At 65.8% G+C, this 16987-nt stretch carries 16 protein-coding genes; 10 read left to right on the plus strand and 6 right to left on the minus strand.

All coding sequences use genetic code 11. The features are described from left to right. Nucleotides 1-118 precede the first annotated feature (118 nt). Nucleotides 119-466: a hypothetical protein gene (locus tag BHK69_RS18150; protein WP_148663482.1), complete on the plus strand. Its 348-nt coding sequence runs from the start codon at nt 119-121 to the stop codon at nt 464-466. Here BHK69_RS18150 and BHK69_RS18155 read toward each other — a convergent pair. Then, nucleotides 450-1172, minus strand: a complete 723-nt coding sequence (locus BHK69_RS18155) for a glutathione S-transferase family protein (protein WP_069691320.1) — start codon at nt 1170-1172, stop codon at nt 450-452. The two genes, BHK69_RS18150 and BHK69_RS18155, sit on opposite strands and share 17 nt — an antisense overlap. A gap of 119 nt (nt 1173-1291) precedes the next feature. Here BHK69_RS18155 and BHK69_RS18160 point away from each other — a divergent pair, with 119 nt between their 5' ends. Further along, nucleotides 1292-2080, plus strand: a complete 789-nt coding sequence (locus BHK69_RS18160; protein WP_069691321.1) for a helix-turn-helix transcriptional regulator — start codon at nt 1292-1294, stop codon at nt 2078-2080. On the opposite strand, the gene purN is transcribed toward BHK69_RS18160, so the two are convergent. Next, the gene (purN, locus tag BHK69_RS18165) at nt 2008-2571 is read right to left on the minus strand and encodes a phosphoribosylglycinamide formyltransferase (RefSeq protein ID WP_069693774.1); all 564 of its coding nucleotides are present in this window, start codon (nt 2569-2571) and stop codon (nt 2008-2010) included. The genes BHK69_RS18160 and purN overlap by 73 nt on opposite strands. Nucleotides 2572-2642: 71 nt before the next feature. After that, the gene (gene purM, locus BHK69_RS18170; RefSeq protein WP_069693775.1) at nt 2643-3716 is read right to left on the minus strand and encodes a phosphoribosylformylglycinamidine cyclo-ligase; all 1074 of its coding nucleotides are present in this window, start codon (nt 3714-3716) and stop codon (nt 2643-2645) included. A gap of 138 nt (nt 3717-3854) precedes the next feature. Here purM and BHK69_RS18175 point away from each other — a divergent pair, with 138 nt between their 5' ends. From BHK69_RS18175 to BHK69_RS18185, 3 genes are all read left to right on the plus strand, one after another. After that, nucleotides 3855-4385: a CDP-alcohol phosphatidyltransferase family protein gene (locus tag BHK69_RS18175; protein ID WP_069691322.1), complete on the plus strand. Its 531-nt coding sequence runs from the start codon at nt 3855-3857 to the stop codon at nt 4383-4385. 273 nt (nt 4386-4658) lie between these two features. After that, nucleotides 4659-5768: an AI-2E family transporter gene (locus BHK69_RS18180; protein ID WP_069691323.1), complete on the plus strand. Its 1110-nt coding sequence runs from the start codon at nt 4659-4661 to the stop codon at nt 5766-5768. A gap of 5 nt (nt 5769-5773) precedes the next feature. After that, the gene (locus tag BHK69_RS18185) at nt 5774-6463 is read left to right on the plus strand and encodes a P-loop NTPase family protein (protein ID WP_199578935.1); all 690 of its coding nucleotides are present in this window, start codon (nt 5774-5776) and stop codon (nt 6461-6463) included. Nucleotides 6464-6590: 127 nt separating this feature from the next. Here BHK69_RS18185 and BHK69_RS18190 read toward each other — a convergent pair whose 3' ends face one another. Together BHK69_RS18190 and BHK69_RS18195 are read right to left on the minus strand one after the other, a co-directional pair. Then, nucleotides 6591-7826, minus strand: a complete 1236-nt coding sequence (locus tag BHK69_RS18190) for an acyl-CoA desaturase (protein ID WP_069691324.1) — start codon at nt 7824-7826, stop codon at nt 6591-6593. Nucleotides 7827-7943: 117 nt separating this feature from the next. Beyond that, nucleotides 7944-8606: a hypothetical protein gene (locus BHK69_RS18195; protein WP_244548238.1), complete on the minus strand. Its 663-nt coding sequence runs from the start codon at nt 8604-8606 to the stop codon at nt 7944-7946. Nucleotides 8607-8898: 292 nt separating this feature from the next. Between BHK69_RS18195 and BHK69_RS18200 the strand changes: the two genes are divergently transcribed. The 3 genes from BHK69_RS18200 to ppx all read left to right on the plus strand — a co-directional run bounded on the left by BHK69_RS18200 (nt 8899) and on the right by ppx (nt 13374). Beyond that, entirely contained in the window at nt 8899-9501 is a 603-nt protein-coding gene (locus BHK69_RS18200) for a TetR/AcrR family transcriptional regulator (protein ID WP_244548239.1), read from the plus strand. Nucleotides 9502-9674: 173 nt separating this feature from the next. Further along, on the plus strand, nt 9675-11855 hold the full coding sequence (locus BHK69_RS18205; protein WP_425285575.1) for an RNA degradosome polyphosphate kinase: 2181 nt from the start codon (nt 9675-9677) through the stop codon (nt 11853-11855). Between the two features lies 1 nt (nt 11856). Further along, entirely contained in the window at nt 11857-13374 is a 1518-nt protein-coding gene (ppx, locus tag BHK69_RS18210) for an exopolyphosphatase (protein ID WP_069691327.1), read from the plus strand. A 167-nt stretch (nt 13375-13541) separates the two neighbouring features. Here the strand turns inward: ppx and rnd are convergent, their stop codons facing one another. After that, nucleotides 13542-14681: a ribonuclease D gene (gene rnd / locus BHK69_RS18215; RefSeq protein ID WP_069691328.1), complete on the minus strand. Its 1140-nt coding sequence runs from the start codon at nt 14679-14681 to the stop codon at nt 13542-13544. Nucleotides 14682-14822: 141 nt separating this feature from the next. Here rnd and aspS point away from each other — a divergent pair, with 141 nt between their 5' ends. Both aspS and BHK69_RS18225 read left to right on the plus strand, forming a co-directional pair. After that, nucleotides 14823-16598 carry an aspartate--tRNA ligase gene (gene aspS / locus BHK69_RS18220; protein WP_069693778.1) on the plus strand — a complete coding sequence of 592 codons (1776 nt, stop codon included), beginning with the start codon at nt 14823-14825 and terminating at the stop codon, nt 16596-16598. Nucleotides 16599-16604: 6 nt separating this feature from the next. Beyond that, complete coding sequence (locus tag BHK69_RS18225) at nt 16605-16976, plus strand: hypothetical protein (RefSeq protein WP_069691329.1); 372 nt, start codon at nt 16605-16607, stop codon at nt 16974-16976. Nucleotides 16977-16987: the final 11 nt, after the last annotated feature.

Genomic DNA, 16987 nt, shown 5'->3' on the forward strand with positions numbered 1-16987 from the left:
TCCGCGCTCTTGACCTTTGCGAGGCGCTGTGAACCATCGCCGACGCGCGGGCGAGGCATGAATCATGCAATCAGGAGCCCGTTTTCTTAGGGCTTGTGAAATCATGATGATGCGGCGGATGGGTGCGGTCGTTTTGGCCGGTGGATTGTCTGTGCTGCTGGGCACGGTCGTACTGGCCGCGAGCAGCTCCGCGCCGCTCCCGCCGCCGGATCCGACGGCGAAGAACCTCACCCCCTATATGATCCAGCTGCGCGCCTTCGACGCTTGCCTGCACACCCAGTCGCAATTGCTGCAGACGACCCGCGAGGCGGTGCATACGCCGTGCAGCTGCTACGCCAAGGGCACGGTCAACGCCATGTCCAAGGACGAGATCCAGGCTTTTCGCGACACCGGCTATTTCAACGACACGGCGCGTGAGAAGGGTCTGGAGTTCCTCGACAAGTGCAAGCTCAAGCGGCCGCTTTGACGGCTGCGGCTTCCGGAAAGAAACGCGCCCTGATCCGCGCTTCGTAAGCGACGAGATTGGGGTGGCTTTCGACGACGCCACGAATGGCGGAGTCGAAGACCGGGCTGAGCGCCGACATCGTGAAGGCGCCCAGCACTGCGTCGGCCCCGCAAGGCGTGTCGCCGAGCAGGTACTGCCGCTCGCCCAGAATAGCGGCGATCGCGGCATAGGCGCGTCTGGTCAGGGCCAGCCGCTCCTCGGCGCTGTGCCGCCCGGTGCCCTGGCCGTCGAGATTGTTCCGCACCTTGCGTTTCACCATGGCGATGATCAACGGACGCAGCGGGGCTGGTATCGCCTTGAAGAAATGACGCGGACCGCGGTCGAAATTCCCGCTGTCGATCCAGCGCTCATGCACGACCATCCAGTAGAGCTGCTCTTCCAGCATCTTCTCGACGGCCCAGGCGATGCCGCGCTGCTCCGGCGTCAGGCCGGTGTCGAAATCGATGCCGTGCGCGCTTTCCAGGTGGAAGCGGATGAAGCTCGAATCGGGAATGGTGGCGCCGTCGTCGACGATCATCGGCAGCTTGCCTTTGGGTGCGCTGCGCATGTTCCCGGTCACGCGCTGGAACGGTAGCCCGGACATCTGCAGCAGGATCTCGGCCTTGATGCAGAACGGGCTCGGATCGGGCAGTCCGAAGCCCGGGCCGAAGCTGTGCAGGGTGATCATGTCGTGGTTTCCTCTTGGCATTCTTGCCGGCCTGGACGCTACTGCCACGCTCCTGACAGGATTCGTCAGCAGGCTGGGCCAATCTGAACCTGACGAAGCTCGGGTGGAAACTGAAGAACATGCAGCGCGCCGAACGATTGCTCGATCTGATCCAGAGCCTGCGCCGCCGGCGCCGGCCCGTGACGGCCGATACGCTCGCCGCCGAGCTCGATGTCTCGGTTCGCACGGTTTATCGCGACATCGCCGCGCTGATGCGCCAGGGCGTGCCGGTCCGGGGCGAGGCCGGCATCGGCTACGTCCTCGATGCCGGCTTCGACCTGCCGCCGCTGATGCTGTCGCCCGACGAGATCGAGGCGGTTCTCGTCGGCATGCGCTGGCTCAGCGAACGGGCCGACCCTGTTCTGGCGCGCGCGGCCGAGGATGTGGTCAGCAAGGTCGCAGCCGTGCTGCCGACGCATCTCAAGCCAATCCTGCTCGACGGCGCCTTGTTCGCCCCCGCCTATGGCTCGGAGAAGCCGGTCGACCAGGTCGATGTCGCCGGCGTCCGCGCCGCGATCCGGCAAGGCCGCAAGCTCTCGATCCGCTATCGCGACGAGGCCGGCCGGGAATCGCAGCGCATGATCTGGCCGATCGGCATGACTTTCTACGAGCGCGTGCGCATCGTCATCGCCTGGTGCGAATTGCGCGAGGCGTTCCGCCATTTCCGCACCGACCGCATCACCGACCTCACCTTGCGCGAGGAACGCTACCCGGCGCGGCGCGCTGACCTGTTGCGGCGCTGGCAGCAGCAGGAGGATGAGCGCGACAGGGCCGCTTGCGAGCAGCGCGAGGCGGCTCAGGCCCGCGCGATCGCGCCTGCGATCAGTGAGACACGGCCCGAGGCGACCTCGGCCAGCGCGCGCGGATAAAGCGTGTGCTCCTGCGCCAGCACGCGCTGGCTCAGGCTGTCCTCGTCGTCGCCCGGCAGCACGGGCACCTTGGCCTGGGCGATCACCGGCCCGGCATCGAGCTCGGGCACGACGAAATGCACGCTGCAGCCATGCTCCGTGACGCCCGCCTCGAGCGCCTGCCGGTGTGTTTGGATGCCCTTGAACAGGGGCAGCAGCGAAGGGTGGATGTTGATCAACCGCCCTTCCCAGCGCCGGACGAACCAGGGCGTCATGATCCGCATGAAGCCGGCCAATGCGATCAATTCGATCTGGTTGATGCGCAGGACCTCGTCCATGGCGCGCTCGAAGGCCTCGCGATCCCTGTTGAAGGCGCGGTGATCGACAGTCGCGGTCGCGATGCCCAGGGCGCTGGCGCGTTCGAGCCCGCCGGCGCCGGGGATGTTCGAGAGCACGAGCGCGATCTCGGCGGGGAAATCATCCGCCTGCGCGGCCTCGGCCAGCGACAGCATGTTGGAGCCGCGCCCGGAGATCAGGACCGCGGTGCGCTTGCGGGCGACAGACTTGCGGACGATCGGCGTGCTCACAGGGCGAGCTTGCCGCGATAGCTGACGGGCTCGTCGCCGGCGGCGAGCGAGACGACCTCGCCCAGCCGGATAGCGGGTTCGCCGGCGGCCTTCAGGGCAGCCTCGACCTCATCGGCCTTGGCGGCGTCGGCGGCGACGATCATGCCGATACCGCAATTGAAGGTACGCAGCATCTCGCGCTCGACGACGCCGCCGGTCGCCGCAAGCCAGGCGAAGACGGGTGGGACGGAGATGGCCGACAGATCGAGCGAGACGCCGAGCCCTTCGGGCAGGACGCGCGGAATATTGTCGGGAAAGCCGCCGCCGGTGATATGGGCGAGGGCCTTGATGCCGTCCGTCGCCTTCAACGCCGCGAGCAGGGTCTTCACATAGATCCGCGTCGGGGTCAGCAGCGCCTCGGCCAGGCTCTGGCCAGGAGCGAAGGGGGCGGGCGCGTCCCAGCCCAATCCCGCAAGCGCGACGATGCGGCGGACCAGCGAATAGCCGTTGGAATGCACGCCGGAGGAGGGCAGGCCGAAGACGACGTCGCCCGCCGTGAGATCGGCGCGCGGCAGCAGCGTTCCGCGCTCGGCCGCACCGACCGCGAAGCCCGCAAGGTCGTAATCCTTGTCGGCATACATGCCGGGCATCTCGGCGGTCTCGCCACCGATCAGCGCACAGCCCGCCTGCCGGCAGCCATCGGCGATGCCGCGCACGATCTCGACGCCGATCTTGGGGTCGAGCTTGCCGGTGGCGTAGTAGTCGAGGAAGAGCAGCGGCTCGGCGCCTTGCACGACAAGGTCGTTGACGCACATCGCGACGAGGTCGATGCCGATCGTCGCATGCAGCCCGCTCTCGATCGCGATCTTGACCTTGGTGCCGACGCCGTCATTGGCCGCGACCAGGATCGGATCCGTGAAGCCGGCGGCCTTGAGATCGAACAAGCCGCCGAAGCCGCCGATCTCGGCGTCGGCGCCGGGGCGGCGCGTCGAGCGCACGAGAGGCTTGATGGCGTCGACCATGGCGTTGCCGGCGTCGATGTCGACGCCTGCCTGCGCATAGGTCAGTCCGTTCGCGCCGGGCTTTGTCATGATCTGCGGCCTCATCCTGTTCGAGGCGAGCGATAGGCAAGCGCGGCGTCGCTTGCAAGCCGGGACAGCGCTTTCGCCCTTGCCGATCCACCGATTCGGGCTCTAGCGTTGCAGTCCCGCCTCCGCGAACCGCATCGCATGACGCTTCCCAACCTGATCACCATTGGCCGCCTCATCCTGGTGCCGCTCGTGATCGTCATGATCATCGATGCGCGCTGGCAGCTCGCCTTCATCATCTTCGTGGCGGCGGGCGTCTCGGACGCCGTCGACGGCTTCATCGCCAAGCGCTTCGACATGGCCAGTGAACTCGGCGCCTATCTCGACCCCGTGGCCGACAAGGCGCTGATCGTCTCGATCTACATCACCCTGGCCATGGTCGGGGCCATACCCTCCTGGCTCGTGATCCTGGTGGTGTCCCGCGACGTGATGATCGTCTCGGCCGTGATCCTGTCCTGGGTGATGGAGCGGCCGGTCGCAATCGCGCCCTTCGTCGTCAGCAAGCTCAATACCGCTGCGCAGATTGCTTTCGCGGCGCTGGTGCTGGGCTCGCGCGCCTTCGGTGTCGATCCGGGACAAGCCATGCAGCTCGGCCAGCTCCTGGTGGCGCTGTTGACGCTCGGCTCGATGACAGCCTATCTCACCTTCTGGTTGCGGCACATGGCAGCGTAAGGTTCTGGCGGCGTGAGGCTGCCGGCCGCGGCGAAGGGGAACGACGATCTCAGCCCCTAGAGCAGGATGCGAAAAAGTGGGAACCGGTTTTTCGCATCGATCCGGCTCTTGGAACTTTCATCTGCTTCGCCCATTTGTGCAGCGCATGATCGCCGACCCACAAAGCCTTGAGTCCGCTTCTGATCGACAAGTGAGAGCAGGATTCGTGAGAGCAGGACTCATGCGAAAGATCGGCTCCCACTTCTTCGCATCCTGCATGAGGGGCCTGGATCGATGAGCCTGCAACGTCAAATCGGCTTCTGGCTGGCCTCGCTCGTCGTGTTCGTGCTGCTGCTCGTGTTGCTGCGCGACGTGCTGCTGCCCTTCGTCGCGGCGCTGGCGCTCGCCTATCTGCTCGATCCCCTGGCCGACAGGCTGGAGAGGATGGGGATGGGCCGGCTCGCGGCGACGATCGTCATCCTCGTTGTCTTCCTGCTGGTCTTCGTGCTGGCGCTGGTGCTGCTCGCTCCGCTGCTCGGCCAGCAACTGGCCGGGCTGGTCCAGCGCCTGCCCGCCGATGCGGCGAAGCTCCAGGCGCTCGTGCTGGAGCGCGGCGCGCCCTGGCTCGAGCGGCTTGGCGGTGCCAAGCTCGCCACCGAGGCCCAGAGCTCGCTCGGCAATCTCGTCGGCGAGGGCACCAAATGGGCCGGCAGCGTGCTGCAGTCGCTCTGGACCGGCGGCACCGCCATCATCGGGGTGTTTTCGCTCTTGGTGCTGACGCCGGTGATCGCCTTCTATCTGCTCGTCGATTGGGATCGGATGTGCGCCACTGTCGATGGCTGGCTGCCGCTCGACCATCGCGAGACGATTCGCGGCCTGCTTCACGAGATGGACACTGCCATTGCCGGATTCCTGCGCGGGCAGGCGCTGGTCTGCCTGCTGCTGGGCATCTTTTACGCCGTGGGGCTGAGCCTGCTCGGCGTCAATTTCGGTGCGTTGATCGGCATCATCAGCGGTTTTCTCTCCTTCATCCCCTTCGTCGGCTCGCTGACCGGGCTCGTGCTCTCGGTCGGCGTCGCGATCGTGCAGTTTTGGCCCGACTGGACCCTGCCGCTGGCGACGCTCGCTGTCTTCGCGGCAGGCCAGTTCCTCGAAGGCAATATCTTCCAGCCGAAATTCGTCGGCGGCTCGATCGGTGTGCATCCGGTCTGGCTGATGTTCGCGCTGCTCGCCTTCGGCACGCTGTTCGGCTTCGTCGGCCTGCTGCTGGCAGTGCCGCTGGCGGCCGTCATCGGCGTGCTCTGCCGCTTTGCGCTCAGGCAATATCTCGCCAGCAACATCTATCACGGCGGCGACGCGACCAAGGCTGCGGAAGTCCGCATGCGCGCCGGGGCGGATCTCTGATCACCATGTCCGATCTGCCGAGCCGCCCCCGCCAGCTTGCGCTCGACTTGCCGGTCGACAGCCGCCACGGGATCGAGGATTTCCTGATCGGCCCCTCGAACGAGGCCGCCTATGGCCTGGTCGAGGCTTGGCCTAACTGGCCTGAATCCTGGCTGCGGCTCGTCGGGCCCGAGGGCGCCGGCAAGACCCATCTCGCCGCGATCTGGGCGAAGATCGCCCATGCCTGGACGGTTTCGGTCGCCGAGGTCACGCAGGACAGCGTCCCGCATCTGATCTCCGGCGGTGCGCTCGTGGTCGAGGATTGCGACCAGGGCCTCCGCGACGAGCCGGCGCTGTTCCACCTGATGAATGCGATGAAGGCGAAGGGCGGCTTCCTGCTGCTGACGGCGCGCAGTGCCCCCGATTTCTGGGGCCTGCGCGTGCCCGATCTGCTGTCGCGCCTGAGGCTGGCGCCGCAGGCGACGATCGCGCCGCCCGACGACGCGCTGCTGCGGGCGGTCCTGGTCAAGCTCTTCATCGACCGGCAGCTCATCATCGATGCCGGCATCATCGAGATGCTGGCGCTCAGGATGGAGCGCTCCTTCGCGGCGGCGCGCGCATTGGTCGACACGCTCGACCGGCTCTCGCTCGAACGCGGCCGGCGCGTCACCCGCGCGCTCGCGACCGAGGCGCTGGCTGCGCTGTTCCCGGCCTAAGAGCAGGATGCGAAAAAGTGGGAACCGGTTTTTCGCATTGATCCTGCTCTCACTCTTGATGAGAGACGGATTCAGATTTCAGCTGGGATCACGAAGTGATCCCAGCTGAAATCATCCGCTCTGGTAATCAGCCGCGCGGCGGGGCCAGCGATGGCTGCGAGACCAGCCGGGCATACATCGCCTCGGTCAGCAGATCATGGGCGCGCGCCGCGATGGCATCGAGCGAGGGCGTCTTGACGAACATGGCGGCCGCTTTCTCCGTCAGTTCCTCGCGCGTCGGCAGGACCGGCAGATGCAGTTGCGCCAGTGCCTCATGCGCCTGCTGCTGCATTTCGACCAGGCGATCTCCGGCGCGATGCTGCAGATCGGCCAGCGCTGTGCGCAGATCGGCCAGCGTCATGGTCGGCAGATGCAGATCCGAAAGGCTCGGCGTCGCGGCATAGGCCTCCCAGAAGGCTGCGATGGCGCGTTCCAACGGCACGGAGGCAGCCAGTCGCTCGGCCGAGCGCTCGATCACGCGCGGCGGCAGCGCCTGCGAGCGCTCGATGACCGCTTGCGGCGGCTCCTTCAGTTCCCAGACCACGCCGAGCTTCGAGAGCCCGAGGATGATGTAATAGGTCGGATCCCACTGCCACCAGCGAAAGCCCTGGCGCACGCTGTACTGATAGGCGTGATGGTTGTTGTGCCAGCCTTCGCCCATGGTGATGACCGCCAGCCACCAATTGTTGCGGCTCTCGTCGCCGGTGACATAGTCCTTGTCGCCATGCACATGCGCCAGGGAGTTGATGCAGAAGGTGGCGTGGAAGACGCAGACCGTCGACCAGAAGAAGCCGACGAACAGGCCGGCCCAGCCATCGATCGCAAAGCAGATCAAAGCGAGCAGGATCGCGGGCGCGATCTCGAAACGGTGCAGCAGGCGCAGTTCCGGGAACTTCGTCAGGTCCGTGATCGTCGACGGATCGAAGCGGTTATGGCCGCGGGCGAAGATCCAGCCGAGATGCGAATAAACGAAGGATGTCAGCACCGGCGAATGCACGTCATGCTCGGTGTCGGCGTAGCGGTGATGGTGCCTGTGCTTGGAGGCCCACCAGAGCACGCTCTTCTGCGCCGTCGACTGCGCCAGCAGCGCCAGCAGGAACTGTCCGAAGCGGCTGGTCTTGTAGGTCCGGTGCGAGAAATAGCGATGATAGCCGCCCGTCACCGCAAACATCCGCAGCCAGTACAGGCCGATCGCCAGCCCGACCGAGGTCCAGGTTACGCCGCTCCAGATCGCGCCCAGGCAGGCGAGATGCGCCAGCACGAAGGGGATGGCGGCGGGATAGACGATGTCGCCATCGTCGTGAGGGGTTTCGATCTGGGACAAGTCGTTTCTCTGATCTGAATGGCAGGCTGCAAGGGTGGCGCTGCAAGGGTGGCGCTGCGCGACAAGAACAGGACCGGCAAGGCTCGCGCAAGTGCGGCGTCTCGCGCAAGTGCGGCATCATGATCCAGCCATCGCCGCATTCAGCGGCTTCCTGCGCAAGCAAAGCCGGACAGCGAAGGCCGCGATCAGCACCGTGATGAAAGGCCAGTAGAGCGGGTCCATGACCGCGCGCTTGCCGAAGGTTACCATGAAGCTGAGCCAGATGTAATAAGCCCCGCACAGATGGAGCCAGCGCCAGGCTTTCGGACCGATCATGGCGGCGGTTCTGTCGAACGATGTTGCGGCCATGGCGAGGATGAAAAGATAGGCGAGCCCGCCCGAGATGAGTGTTCCCGTGCTGCTGAGCTGCTTGAACAAGGTCGGGGCCGTGCTGGCCAAGGCGATGATGGCAAACCCGTGCAGGCCATGGGACAAGGCGAAGGAAAGTCCGAGATAGCGCCGGTTCCGCCTTTGCCAGCGTGTCCAGATATTGGGGCAGGCCTGGAACAGGGCCGAGGCCGTGAAAGCCAGGCAGAACAACACCAGAGATGTCCGCGCCGTGATGCGGATGACCAGCCGGATGCCGTCGCTTCCGCCGGAAGAGGTGGCAAGCGCGGCAAGCAAGCCCAAAACGAGCCCGGATGCGAGCAGTCCCAGCAGGGGCCAGCCTTCCAGCAGGCCAGCCGGACATGATGGCTTCGGCTCGTTGCGTGCGATCGTCTCGTTGCGTGCAATGGTCATTGGTGCCGTTTGGTGAGAGGCGTGCGTCGCTATGAGCGACGATTGCACCGGCGGTCGCTGTAGGCAACGAATGTAATCGATGATTACATAATTGTGATGCGATGGCGCTTGGCCTGATTTGCAATGCGAAGAAGCCCGCGCTCAGCACTTTCGGAGCGGGTTTCCTCCTGTGCCGGCGGGTTTCCTCCTTCTCTGGAACGTGCACTAGCTTCGATCCATGAGCACCGTGAAACCGACTCGGACCGGAGACCGCGAGGCGGGTGAGGGCAGTCCGGCCTATCATCACGGCAATTTGCGCGAGGAGCTCGTCGAGCAGGCGCTCAAGCTGGCCGAAGAGGGGGGGCTCTCTGCGGTCAGTGTCCGGGCGGCAGCGCGATTGGCCGGGGTCTCGCCGGCCGCTCCGTTCCGCCACTTCCCGGACAAGATGACGCTGATGACGGCGGTGGCCGAGGAAGCGATGCGGCGCTTCAGGGCCGAAATCGCGCTGGCGCTGGCACAGGAGGTGGATGATGATCCGATGCTGCGCATACGCGCCATCGGGCGGGCTTATCTCGATTGGGCCAGACGCAATCCGACCCATTTCGAAATCATCTCGTCACGGCGCTCGATCGATTTCGAGGGCTCGCCGTCGCTGGGCCGGGAGAACGCCGAAATCCAGGCTCAGATCGAAGCCCTGTTGCTGGAGGCGGCGCAACGCGGGCTTCTGCGTTGCAACGACCGGCACCTGATCCAGATCGCGGCGCGTGCGTTGGTGTATGGTCTGGCGCGCATGCTGGTCGATGGCCATTTCCCGAGTTGGCAGGTCGCCGATGCGGACATCGAAGAGACCATGGCCAAGGTGCTCGATCTGTTCGTGGACGGGCTGATCAAGCCGCGGCCGGGTCCTGAGCCGTGATCTGCAAGGCGCGATGGACATGAAGGCCGGGATCGATTGTCATTGAACCGTCACGCTAGGGTGGCTTCAAGAGCGGCCGGGATCGAAGCGGCGGAACTGACGCGGCGAAATTGACGCGGCACGCGGCGGCAGGGGCAAAAGCGAAGCAGATGAACGCGCGAACGGCAGAAATCATGGATCTCGACATCCCCGCCATTGACGCCCACGGCGCTGATACCCCGCTGCGGCAATTGCCCACCCGCTTCATAAACCGCGAACTGTCCTGGCTGCAGTTCAACCGCCGCGTCATGGAAGAGGCCTCGAACCGCCATCACCCCCTGCTGGAGCAGCTGCGCTTCCTCTCGATCTCGGCCGCCAACCTCGATGAATTTTTCATGGTCCGCGTCTCGGGCCTGCGTGAACAGCTCAAGGCCGGCGTGGTCACGAAGAGCCAGGACGGCCTGACGCCGGCCGAGCAGCTCGCAGAACTGGGCAAGGCGGTCTCGGCGCTGACAGACGACCAGCAGGCGCGCTGGGTCGAGCTGAAGCGCGATCTGCACGAGAACAAGATTCACCTGCTCGGTCCCAACGAGGTCGGCAGGCAGGAGCGGGTCTGGCTGGAGGATTATTTTCTCCACTACATCTTTCCGGTGCTGACGCCGCTGGCGATCGACCCGGCGCACCCGTTCCCCTTCATCCCCAATCTCGGCTTCACGCTGGCGCTGGCACTGGAGAGAATCAGCGACGGGCGCCAGCTCGACGCGCTGATCCGCGTGCCGATCAAGATGGACCGCTTCATCGAATTGCCGGATCTCGGCCGCGAGGGGCTGCACCGCTTCATCACGCTGGAGGATGCGGTCTCGCTGTTCATCGGCAAGCTGTTCCCGGGCTATGACGTCAAGGGCACCGGCTCGTTCCGCGTCATCCGCGACACCGATCTCGACATCGAGGAGGAGGCCGAGGATCTGGTGCGCGTCTTCGAGACGATGCTGAAGCTGCGTCGGCGCGGCGTCGTCATCCGGCTCGAGGTCTCGACCGGCATGCCGGCGCATCTGCGCAAGCTGATCGTGCGCGAGCTCAAGGTCGACCACGACGAGATCGTCGATGTCGCCGGCATGATCGGCCTCAACGAGCTCTCGCAGCTTGTGGGCGTCGACCGCCCCGACCTCAAGTTCAAGCCCTACAATGCCCGCTTCCCCGAGCGCATTCGCGAACATGCCGGCGACTGCTTTGCCGCGATCCGCCAGAAGGACCTGATCGTCCACCATCCCTATGAGAGCTTCGACGTCGTCGTGCAGTTCCTGCAGCAGGCGGCGCGCGATCCCAGCGTGGTCGCGATCAAGCAGACGCTCTATCGCACCTCGTCGAACTCCCCGATCGTGCATGCCCTGGCCGAAGCGGCGGAGGCCGGCAAGTCGGTGACCGCTCTGGTCGAGCTCAAGGCGCGCTTCGACGAGGAGGCCAATATCCGCTGGGCCAAGGACCTGGAGCGCGCCGGCGTCCAGGTCGTCTACGGCTTCATCGAGCTCAAGACCCACGCCAAACTCTCGATGGTGGTGCGCCGCGAGGCCGGCCAGCTCGTGACCTATTGCCATATCGCGACCGGCAACTACCACCCGATCACGGCGCGCATCTACACCGACGTCTCCTTCTTCACCGCCGACCCGGTGATGTCGCAGGATGTCGCGCGCGTCTTCAACTTCATCACCGGCTATGCCGAGCCGGCCGAGCTGGAGAAGATGTCGGTGTCGCCAGTGGGGCTGAAGCAGCGCCTGCTCTCCGACATCGCCGAGGAGATCGCCCATGTGAAGGCCGGCCGCAAGGGCGCGATCTGGGGCAAGTGCAATTCGCTGGTCGATCCCGAGATCATCGACGCGCTCTATGATGCGAGCCAGGCCGGAGTCGAGATCGACTTCGTCGTGCGCGGCATCTGCTGCCTGAGGCCCGGCGTTCCCGGGCTGTCCGAGAACATCCGCGTCAAGTCGATCGTCGGCCGCTTCCTGGAGCACACCCGGGTCTACGCCTTCGGGGCAGGCCACGGCCTGCCTTCGGCCAAGGCCAAGCTCTACATCTCCTCGGCCGATCTGATGCCGCGCAATCTCGACCGTCGCGTCGAGGCGCTGACCCCGATTCTGAACGCCACGGTCCACCAGCAATTGCTCGAACAGATCATGCAGGCCAATTTCCTCGACAATGAACAGAGCTGGACGATCTTGCCCGATGGCGGTTCGCAACGCATTGTCCCGGCCCCGGGCGACGAGTCGTTCAACGCCCATAAATATTTCATGACCAATCCGAGCTTGTCCGGACGTGGAAAATCCCTCTCCAACTCCAGCCCCAGGAGCCTCCCCAAGCGGGCGGCCAAGAAGAGCTGAGATGACCGGTATGGGCCCCGTTGCGGGGCGGCTGAGCCTTGGCGAGACGATCGCCATCATCGACATCGGTTCGAACTCGGTTCGCCTCGTCGTCTATGAGATGCTGGCGCGCTCGCCCGCCCAGGTCTTCAACGAGAAGGAGATGGCGGGGCTCGGCCGGCAGGTCGCCACCACCGGCCGGCTCGCCACGGACGCGATGGATCGCGCGCTCGAGGCGCTGCTGCGCTTCCGCGTTCTCTGCGAGGCGATGCAGGTCGGCGAGATCCGCGTCATCGCCACCGCCGCCGCGCGTGAGGCCGCCAACGGGCCGGCCTTCCTCGCCAGGGCGGAGCAGGCGATCGGCCAGCGGATCGAACTGATCTCCGGCAGTCGTGAGGCTTATCTCTCCGGGCTTGGCGTGATTTCCGGATTCGCCGAGCCGCATGGTGTCGCCGGCGATCTCGGTGGCGGCTCGCTGGAACTTGTCGGGGTCGATGGCGACCGCGTCGGACCCGGCATCAGCCTGCCGATTGGAGGCCTCGCGCTGATGGACCAGGCGAAGGGCCAGATCAAGCTGGCCGAGAAGATCGTTCGCGAACAGCTCGACCACCACCCGCAATTGGCGGCGATGCGCGGCAAGGATTTTTTTGCTGTCGGCGGCACCTGGCGGGCGCTTGCGACCCTGCATCAGCGCCAGTCCGGCTACCCGCTCAGCGTCATGCATGGTTATACCGTGCCGGCCCGTGACGTTGCCGATTTCGCCCGATTGGTCGAGCGCGCCGACGCCTCCGTCCTGGAAGCGATCGACGCCGTCTCCTCCGCGCGCCGGCCGCTCCTGGCCTATGGCGCGCTCGTGCTCGATCTGCTGATCAAGCGAGGCCGCCCGCGCGCGGTGGTGATCTCGGCGAGCGGTGTGCGCGAGGGCCTGCTATACGACATGCTCCCGGAGGATGAGCGCCGGGTCGATCCGCTGCTGCGCGGCGCCCAGGACTACAACCAGTTGCGTGCCCGCGAACCGCGCCATGCCGCCGATTTGATCGAGTGGGTGCAGCGCCTGGTCGCGAGTGCCGGCTTTCCGGACGATCCCGCTGGTCGCCGCCTGCAGGACGCTGCCTGTCTGCTCTCCGATATCGGCTGGCGCGCCCACCCCGATTATCGCGGCGAGCAGAGCCTCAACGTGATCGCGCATGCCGCCTTCAGCGGCGTCGATCACGCCGGCCGCGCCTTCCTGGCGCTGACGGTGTTCCATCGCTATGCCGGTGCAAAGAGCGATTCTCCCGCTGCCGCCGGCTTGAGGCAGTTGCTGACGCCGCGCCTGCTGGAGCGCTCGCAGCTTCTCGCCAGCGCCTTCCGCGTCGCCTATCTGCTCTCGGCCGGGATGCCCGGCATCCTGCCGCGCGCGACGCTGGCCTGCGTCGACAGCCGGCTCGTCCTGCGCCTCTCCGGCGAACTCCATGCCTTGTCGAGCGAGCGCGTGACCGGCCGATTGAAGCAACTCGCCAAGCTGCTCGGCCGCGATCATGAGATCAGCCTCGGCTGACACCGCCTTCCAGGTTCAAGGCGCCGGGATCGCGTGCGCTGTCCGAGCTATCTGATCCGTCATTGCGATGAGCGTGAGCGACGAAGCAATCCAGGAGGACATAGAGCGAGACCTCCTGGATTGCTTCGCTTCGCTCGCAATGACGGTTCGGGCCGGATTGAAACGCTCTAAGCGACGGAAACCCGGCCGCGCACGATCCGGAGGCCCAGATTGCCGTTCTTGAGCGCGATCGCCTTCTCACCGAAGACCTCGCGCCGCCAGCCCTTCAGCGCCGGCACGTCGGCTTCATCGTCGAAGGAGATGGCCTCGAGGTCGTCGGAGGATGCGATGATTTTCGGCGCCACGCGCTCGGCATCCGCGACCGCCTTGAGCAGCACCTTGAGCAGATCGAGCACGGCGCCGTTCGTGGCGCGGCCGCGCTCCCGCTCCAGCCGGGGCAAGGTCTTGGGATCGAGCGCGAGCCCGCGCGTGACCGCCGCCAGCACCTCGCCGCCGGCGCGCGAGCGTTCGAAGCCGTTGGGCACCGAGCGCAGCTCCGCCAGCGCCTCGACCGAGACGGGCCCGCGCTGCACGATGTCCATCAGCGCATCGTCCTTGAGCACGCGCTGGCGCGGCACGTCGCGGCTCTGCGCCTCGCGCTCGCGCCAGGCGGCGAGCTCCATCAGCAGCGCCAGCTCCTTGGGCTTGCGGATCCGGCCCTTCAGGCGCTGCCAGGCGTTCTCCGGCTTGACCTCGTAAGTGCCGGGCGAGTTCAGGACCGCCATTTCCTCGGCGACCCAATTCTCGCGGCCGCTGGTTTTGATGTCGGCGTCGAGCGCGAGATAGATGTCGCGCAGATGGGTGACGTCGGATTCCGCATAGACCAATTGGGCGTCGCTGAGCGGACGGCGCGACCAGTCGGTGAAGCGCGAGGATTTGTCGATCCGCGCTTTGGCAAGGTCGTTGGCGAGCTGTTCGTAGCCCACCGAGTCGCCATAGCCGCAGACCATGGCGGCGACCTGCGTGTCGAAGAGCGGCTTGGGGATCAGCTTGCCGATGATCCAGACGATCTCGAGATCCTGCCGCGCCGCATGGAAGACCTTGACCACGGCCTCGTCAGTCATCAGCGCCAGGAAGGGCGCGAGATCGAGGCCGGGCGCGAGAGGATCGACCAACACGGCCTCGTCCGGCGAGGCGAGCTGGATCAGGCAGAGCTTGGGATAATAGGTCGTCTCCCGCAGGAACTCGGTGTCGACCGTGACGAAGGGATGCGTGGCCAGGCGCGCGCAGGCGTCGGCCAGATCCTGGGTGGTTGTGATGAGGCTCATGAGGTCGGCTCATAGCAGACAGAGTATCGCCATGTCGCGGGCGTTCTTGACAATCCGCGCCGCGGCGTGTGCTTACCCCCGAAACCGTGCGCGCGCCTGTGGCGGACGGCCTTGACCTCCGAAGAGACCAGTACCGTGACCTTGCATCGTTACCGTTCCCACACCTGCGGCGCCCTTCGCGAGAGCGACATCGGGACTCAGGTCCGCCTCTCCGGCTGGTGCCACCGCATCCGCGACCATGGCGGCGTGCTGTTCATCGATCTGCGTGATCATTACGGCATGACCCAGGTGGTCATCGATCCGGATTCGCCGGCCTTCGCCGATGCCGCTGCGGTGCGCTCGGAATGGGTCGTCCGCATAGACGGCAAGGTCAAGGCGCGCTTCACGGGCACTGAGAACGCCAATCTCGCGACCGGCGCGGTCGAGGTCTTCGCGACCGGTATCGAGGTGCTCGGCGCTTCCGGCGAATTGCCGTTGCCGGTCTTCGGCGATCTCGAATATCCCGAGGATACCCGACTGAAGTACCGCTTCCTCGATCTGCGCCGCGAAAAGCTCCACAACAACATCATGTTGCGGACGAAGGTGATCGACTCGCTGCGCAACCGGATGAAGACCTCCGGCTTCTCCGAATTCCAGACGCCGATCCTGACGGCGTCCTCGCCCGAGGGCGCGCGCGACTTCCTGGTGCCGAGCCGATTGCATCCCGGCAAATTCTACGCGCTGCCGCAGGCGCCGCAGCAGTACAAGCAGCTCCTGATGATGGCGGGCTTCGACCGCTATTTCCAGATCGCGCCCTGCTTCCGCGACGAGGACCCGCGCGCCGACCGCCTGCCGGGCGAGTTCTACCAGCTCGACGTCGAGATGAGCTTCGTCGAGCAGGACGACGTCTTCGCCACGATGGAGCCGGTGATCGCCGGCGTCTTCGAGGAGTTCGGCGGCGGCAAGTCGGTGACGAAGAACTGGCCGCGCATCCCCTATGCGGAAGCGATCAGCAAATATGGCTCCGACAAGCCGGATCTGCGCAACCCGCTGGTGATGCAGGACGTCTCCGCGCATTTCCGCGGCTCGGCCTTCAAGGTCTTCGCGCGCATCCTCGAGGATGAGAAGAACCAGGTCTGGGCGATTCCCGCGCCCGCCGGAGGCTCCAGGGCCTTCTGCGACCGGATGAACTCCTGGGCGCAGGGGGAAGGGCAGCCGGGTCTCGGCTACATCATGTGGCGCGAAGGCGCGGGCGCGGGCCCGATCGCCAACAATATCGGCCCCGAGCGGGTCGAGGCGATCCGGGTCGCGCTCGGCTTGAAGGATGGCGACGCGGCCTTCTTCGCCGCCGGCAACCCCGACAAGTTCTACAAATTCGCCGGAAACGCCCGCAACAAGGTCGGCCAGGAACTCGGCTTGATCGACGAGAACGCGTTTGCCTTCGCCTGGATCGTCGATTTCCCGATGTACGAGTACAACGAGGACGACAAGAAGGTCGATTTCTCGCACAACCCGTTCTCGATGCCCCAGGGCGGCCTCGAATCGCTGGAGAACGACGATCCGCTGGCGATCAAGGCCTTCCAGTACGATATCGCCTGCAACGGCTATGAGCTGGCCTCTGGCGGCATCCGCAACCATCGCCCCGAGGCGATGGTGAAGGCCTTCGAGATCGCCGGTTATGGCGAGGAGACGGTGATCGAGCGTTTTGGCGGCATGTATCGCGCCTTCCAATACGGCGCACCGCCCCATGGCGGCATGGCGGCGGGCATCGACCGCATCATCATGCTCTTGGCCGGCGCGACGAATCTGCGCGAGGTCGCGCTGTTCCCGATGAACCAGCAGGCCGTCGATCTGCTGATGGGCGCGCCGTCCGAAGCCTCGCCCAAGCAGCTGCGCGAGGCGCATCTGCGTGTGAACCTCACCGAAAAGAACGGCTGACCCTCGATGCCCGCCTCTGTCGTCGTGCGCCCGCTGGCGCTCGCCTGTCTGCTTGCGCTGCCGCTGGGGGCTTGCGTCCAGAGTTCGGCCAATCCGGGCGCGGGGAGGGGGGCGGAGCTGGCCAGCCTGGTCTCGCGCTCGATCGCCTGCCAGGCGGGCTACCCGCGCGCCAGCACGCTGGAGCGCTTCATCGCCTCCGAGCGCGAGCGCGGCGCAACGCCCGATCAGATTGCCAGCGCGCGCTCGGCCTATGTCACCGTCTCCGAGGCGGAGACGATCAACCAGGACATCCGTCCGCAGGCCTGCACGCCCGAGGAACGCGCCGCGCTCAAGGAGCGGATGGTGCGGGTCCGGGCAGGGCGCTTCGACGCGCTCTGAGCGGAGCTGCC

The sequence above is a fragment of the Bosea vaviloviae genome, from assembly GCF_001741865.1.
Taxonomy (GTDB): domain Bacteria; phylum Pseudomonadota; class Alphaproteobacteria; order Rhizobiales; family Beijerinckiaceae; genus Allobosea; species Allobosea vaviloviae.

What these genes read in the sequence shown, in the direction of transcription:
- BHK69_RS18160 (WP_069691321.1), top strand. Translation starts at nt 1,292, where the DNA reads ATGCAGCGCGCCGAACGATTGCTCGATCTGATCCAGAGCCTGCGCCGC.
- ppx (WP_069691327.1), top strand. Translation starts at nt 11,857, where the DNA reads ATGACCGGTATGGGCCCCGTTGCGGGGCGGCTGAGCCTTGGCGAGACG.
- BHK69_RS18150 (WP_148663482.1), top strand. Translation starts at nt 119, where the DNA reads ATGGGTGCGGTCGTTTTGGCCGGTGGATTGTCTGTGCTGCTGGGCACG.
- BHK69_RS18195 (WP_244548238.1), bottom strand. Translation starts at nt 8,606, where the DNA reads ATGACCATTGCACGCAACGAGACGATCGCACGCAACGAGCCGAAGCCA.
- rnd (WP_069691328.1), bottom strand. Translation starts at nt 14,681, where the DNA reads ATGAGCCTCATCACAACCACCCAGGATCTGGCCGACGCCTGCGCGCGC.
- BHK69_RS18175 (WP_069691322.1), top strand. Translation starts at nt 3,855, where the DNA reads ATGACGCTTCCCAACCTGATCACCATTGGCCGCCTCATCCTGGTGCCG.
- purN (WP_069693774.1), bottom strand. Translation starts at nt 2,571, where the DNA reads ATGCTGTCGCTGGCCGAGGCCGCGCAGGCGGATGATTTCCCCGCCGAG.
- BHK69_RS18180 (WP_069691323.1), top strand. Translation starts at nt 4,659, where the DNA reads ATGAGCCTGCAACGTCAAATCGGCTTCTGGCTGGCCTCGCTCGTCGTG.
- BHK69_RS18205 (WP_425285575.1), top strand. Translation starts at nt 9,675, where the DNA reads ATGGATCTCGACATCCCCGCCATTGACGCCCACGGCGCTGATACCCCG.
- BHK69_RS18155 (WP_069691320.1), bottom strand. Translation starts at nt 1,172, where the DNA reads ATGATCACCCTGCACAGCTTCGGCCCGGGCTTCGGACTGCCCGATCCG.
- BHK69_RS18225 (WP_069691329.1), top strand. Translation starts at nt 16,605, where the DNA reads ATGCCCGCCTCTGTCGTCGTGCGCCCGCTGGCGCTCGCCTGTCTGCTT.
- purM (WP_069693775.1), bottom strand. Translation starts at nt 3,716, where the DNA reads ATGACAAAGCCCGGCGCGAACGGACTGACCTATGCGCAGGCAGGCGTC.
- BHK69_RS18185 (WP_199578935.1), top strand. Translation starts at nt 5,774, where the DNA reads ATGTCCGATCTGCCGAGCCGCCCCCGCCAGCTTGCGCTCGACTTGCCG.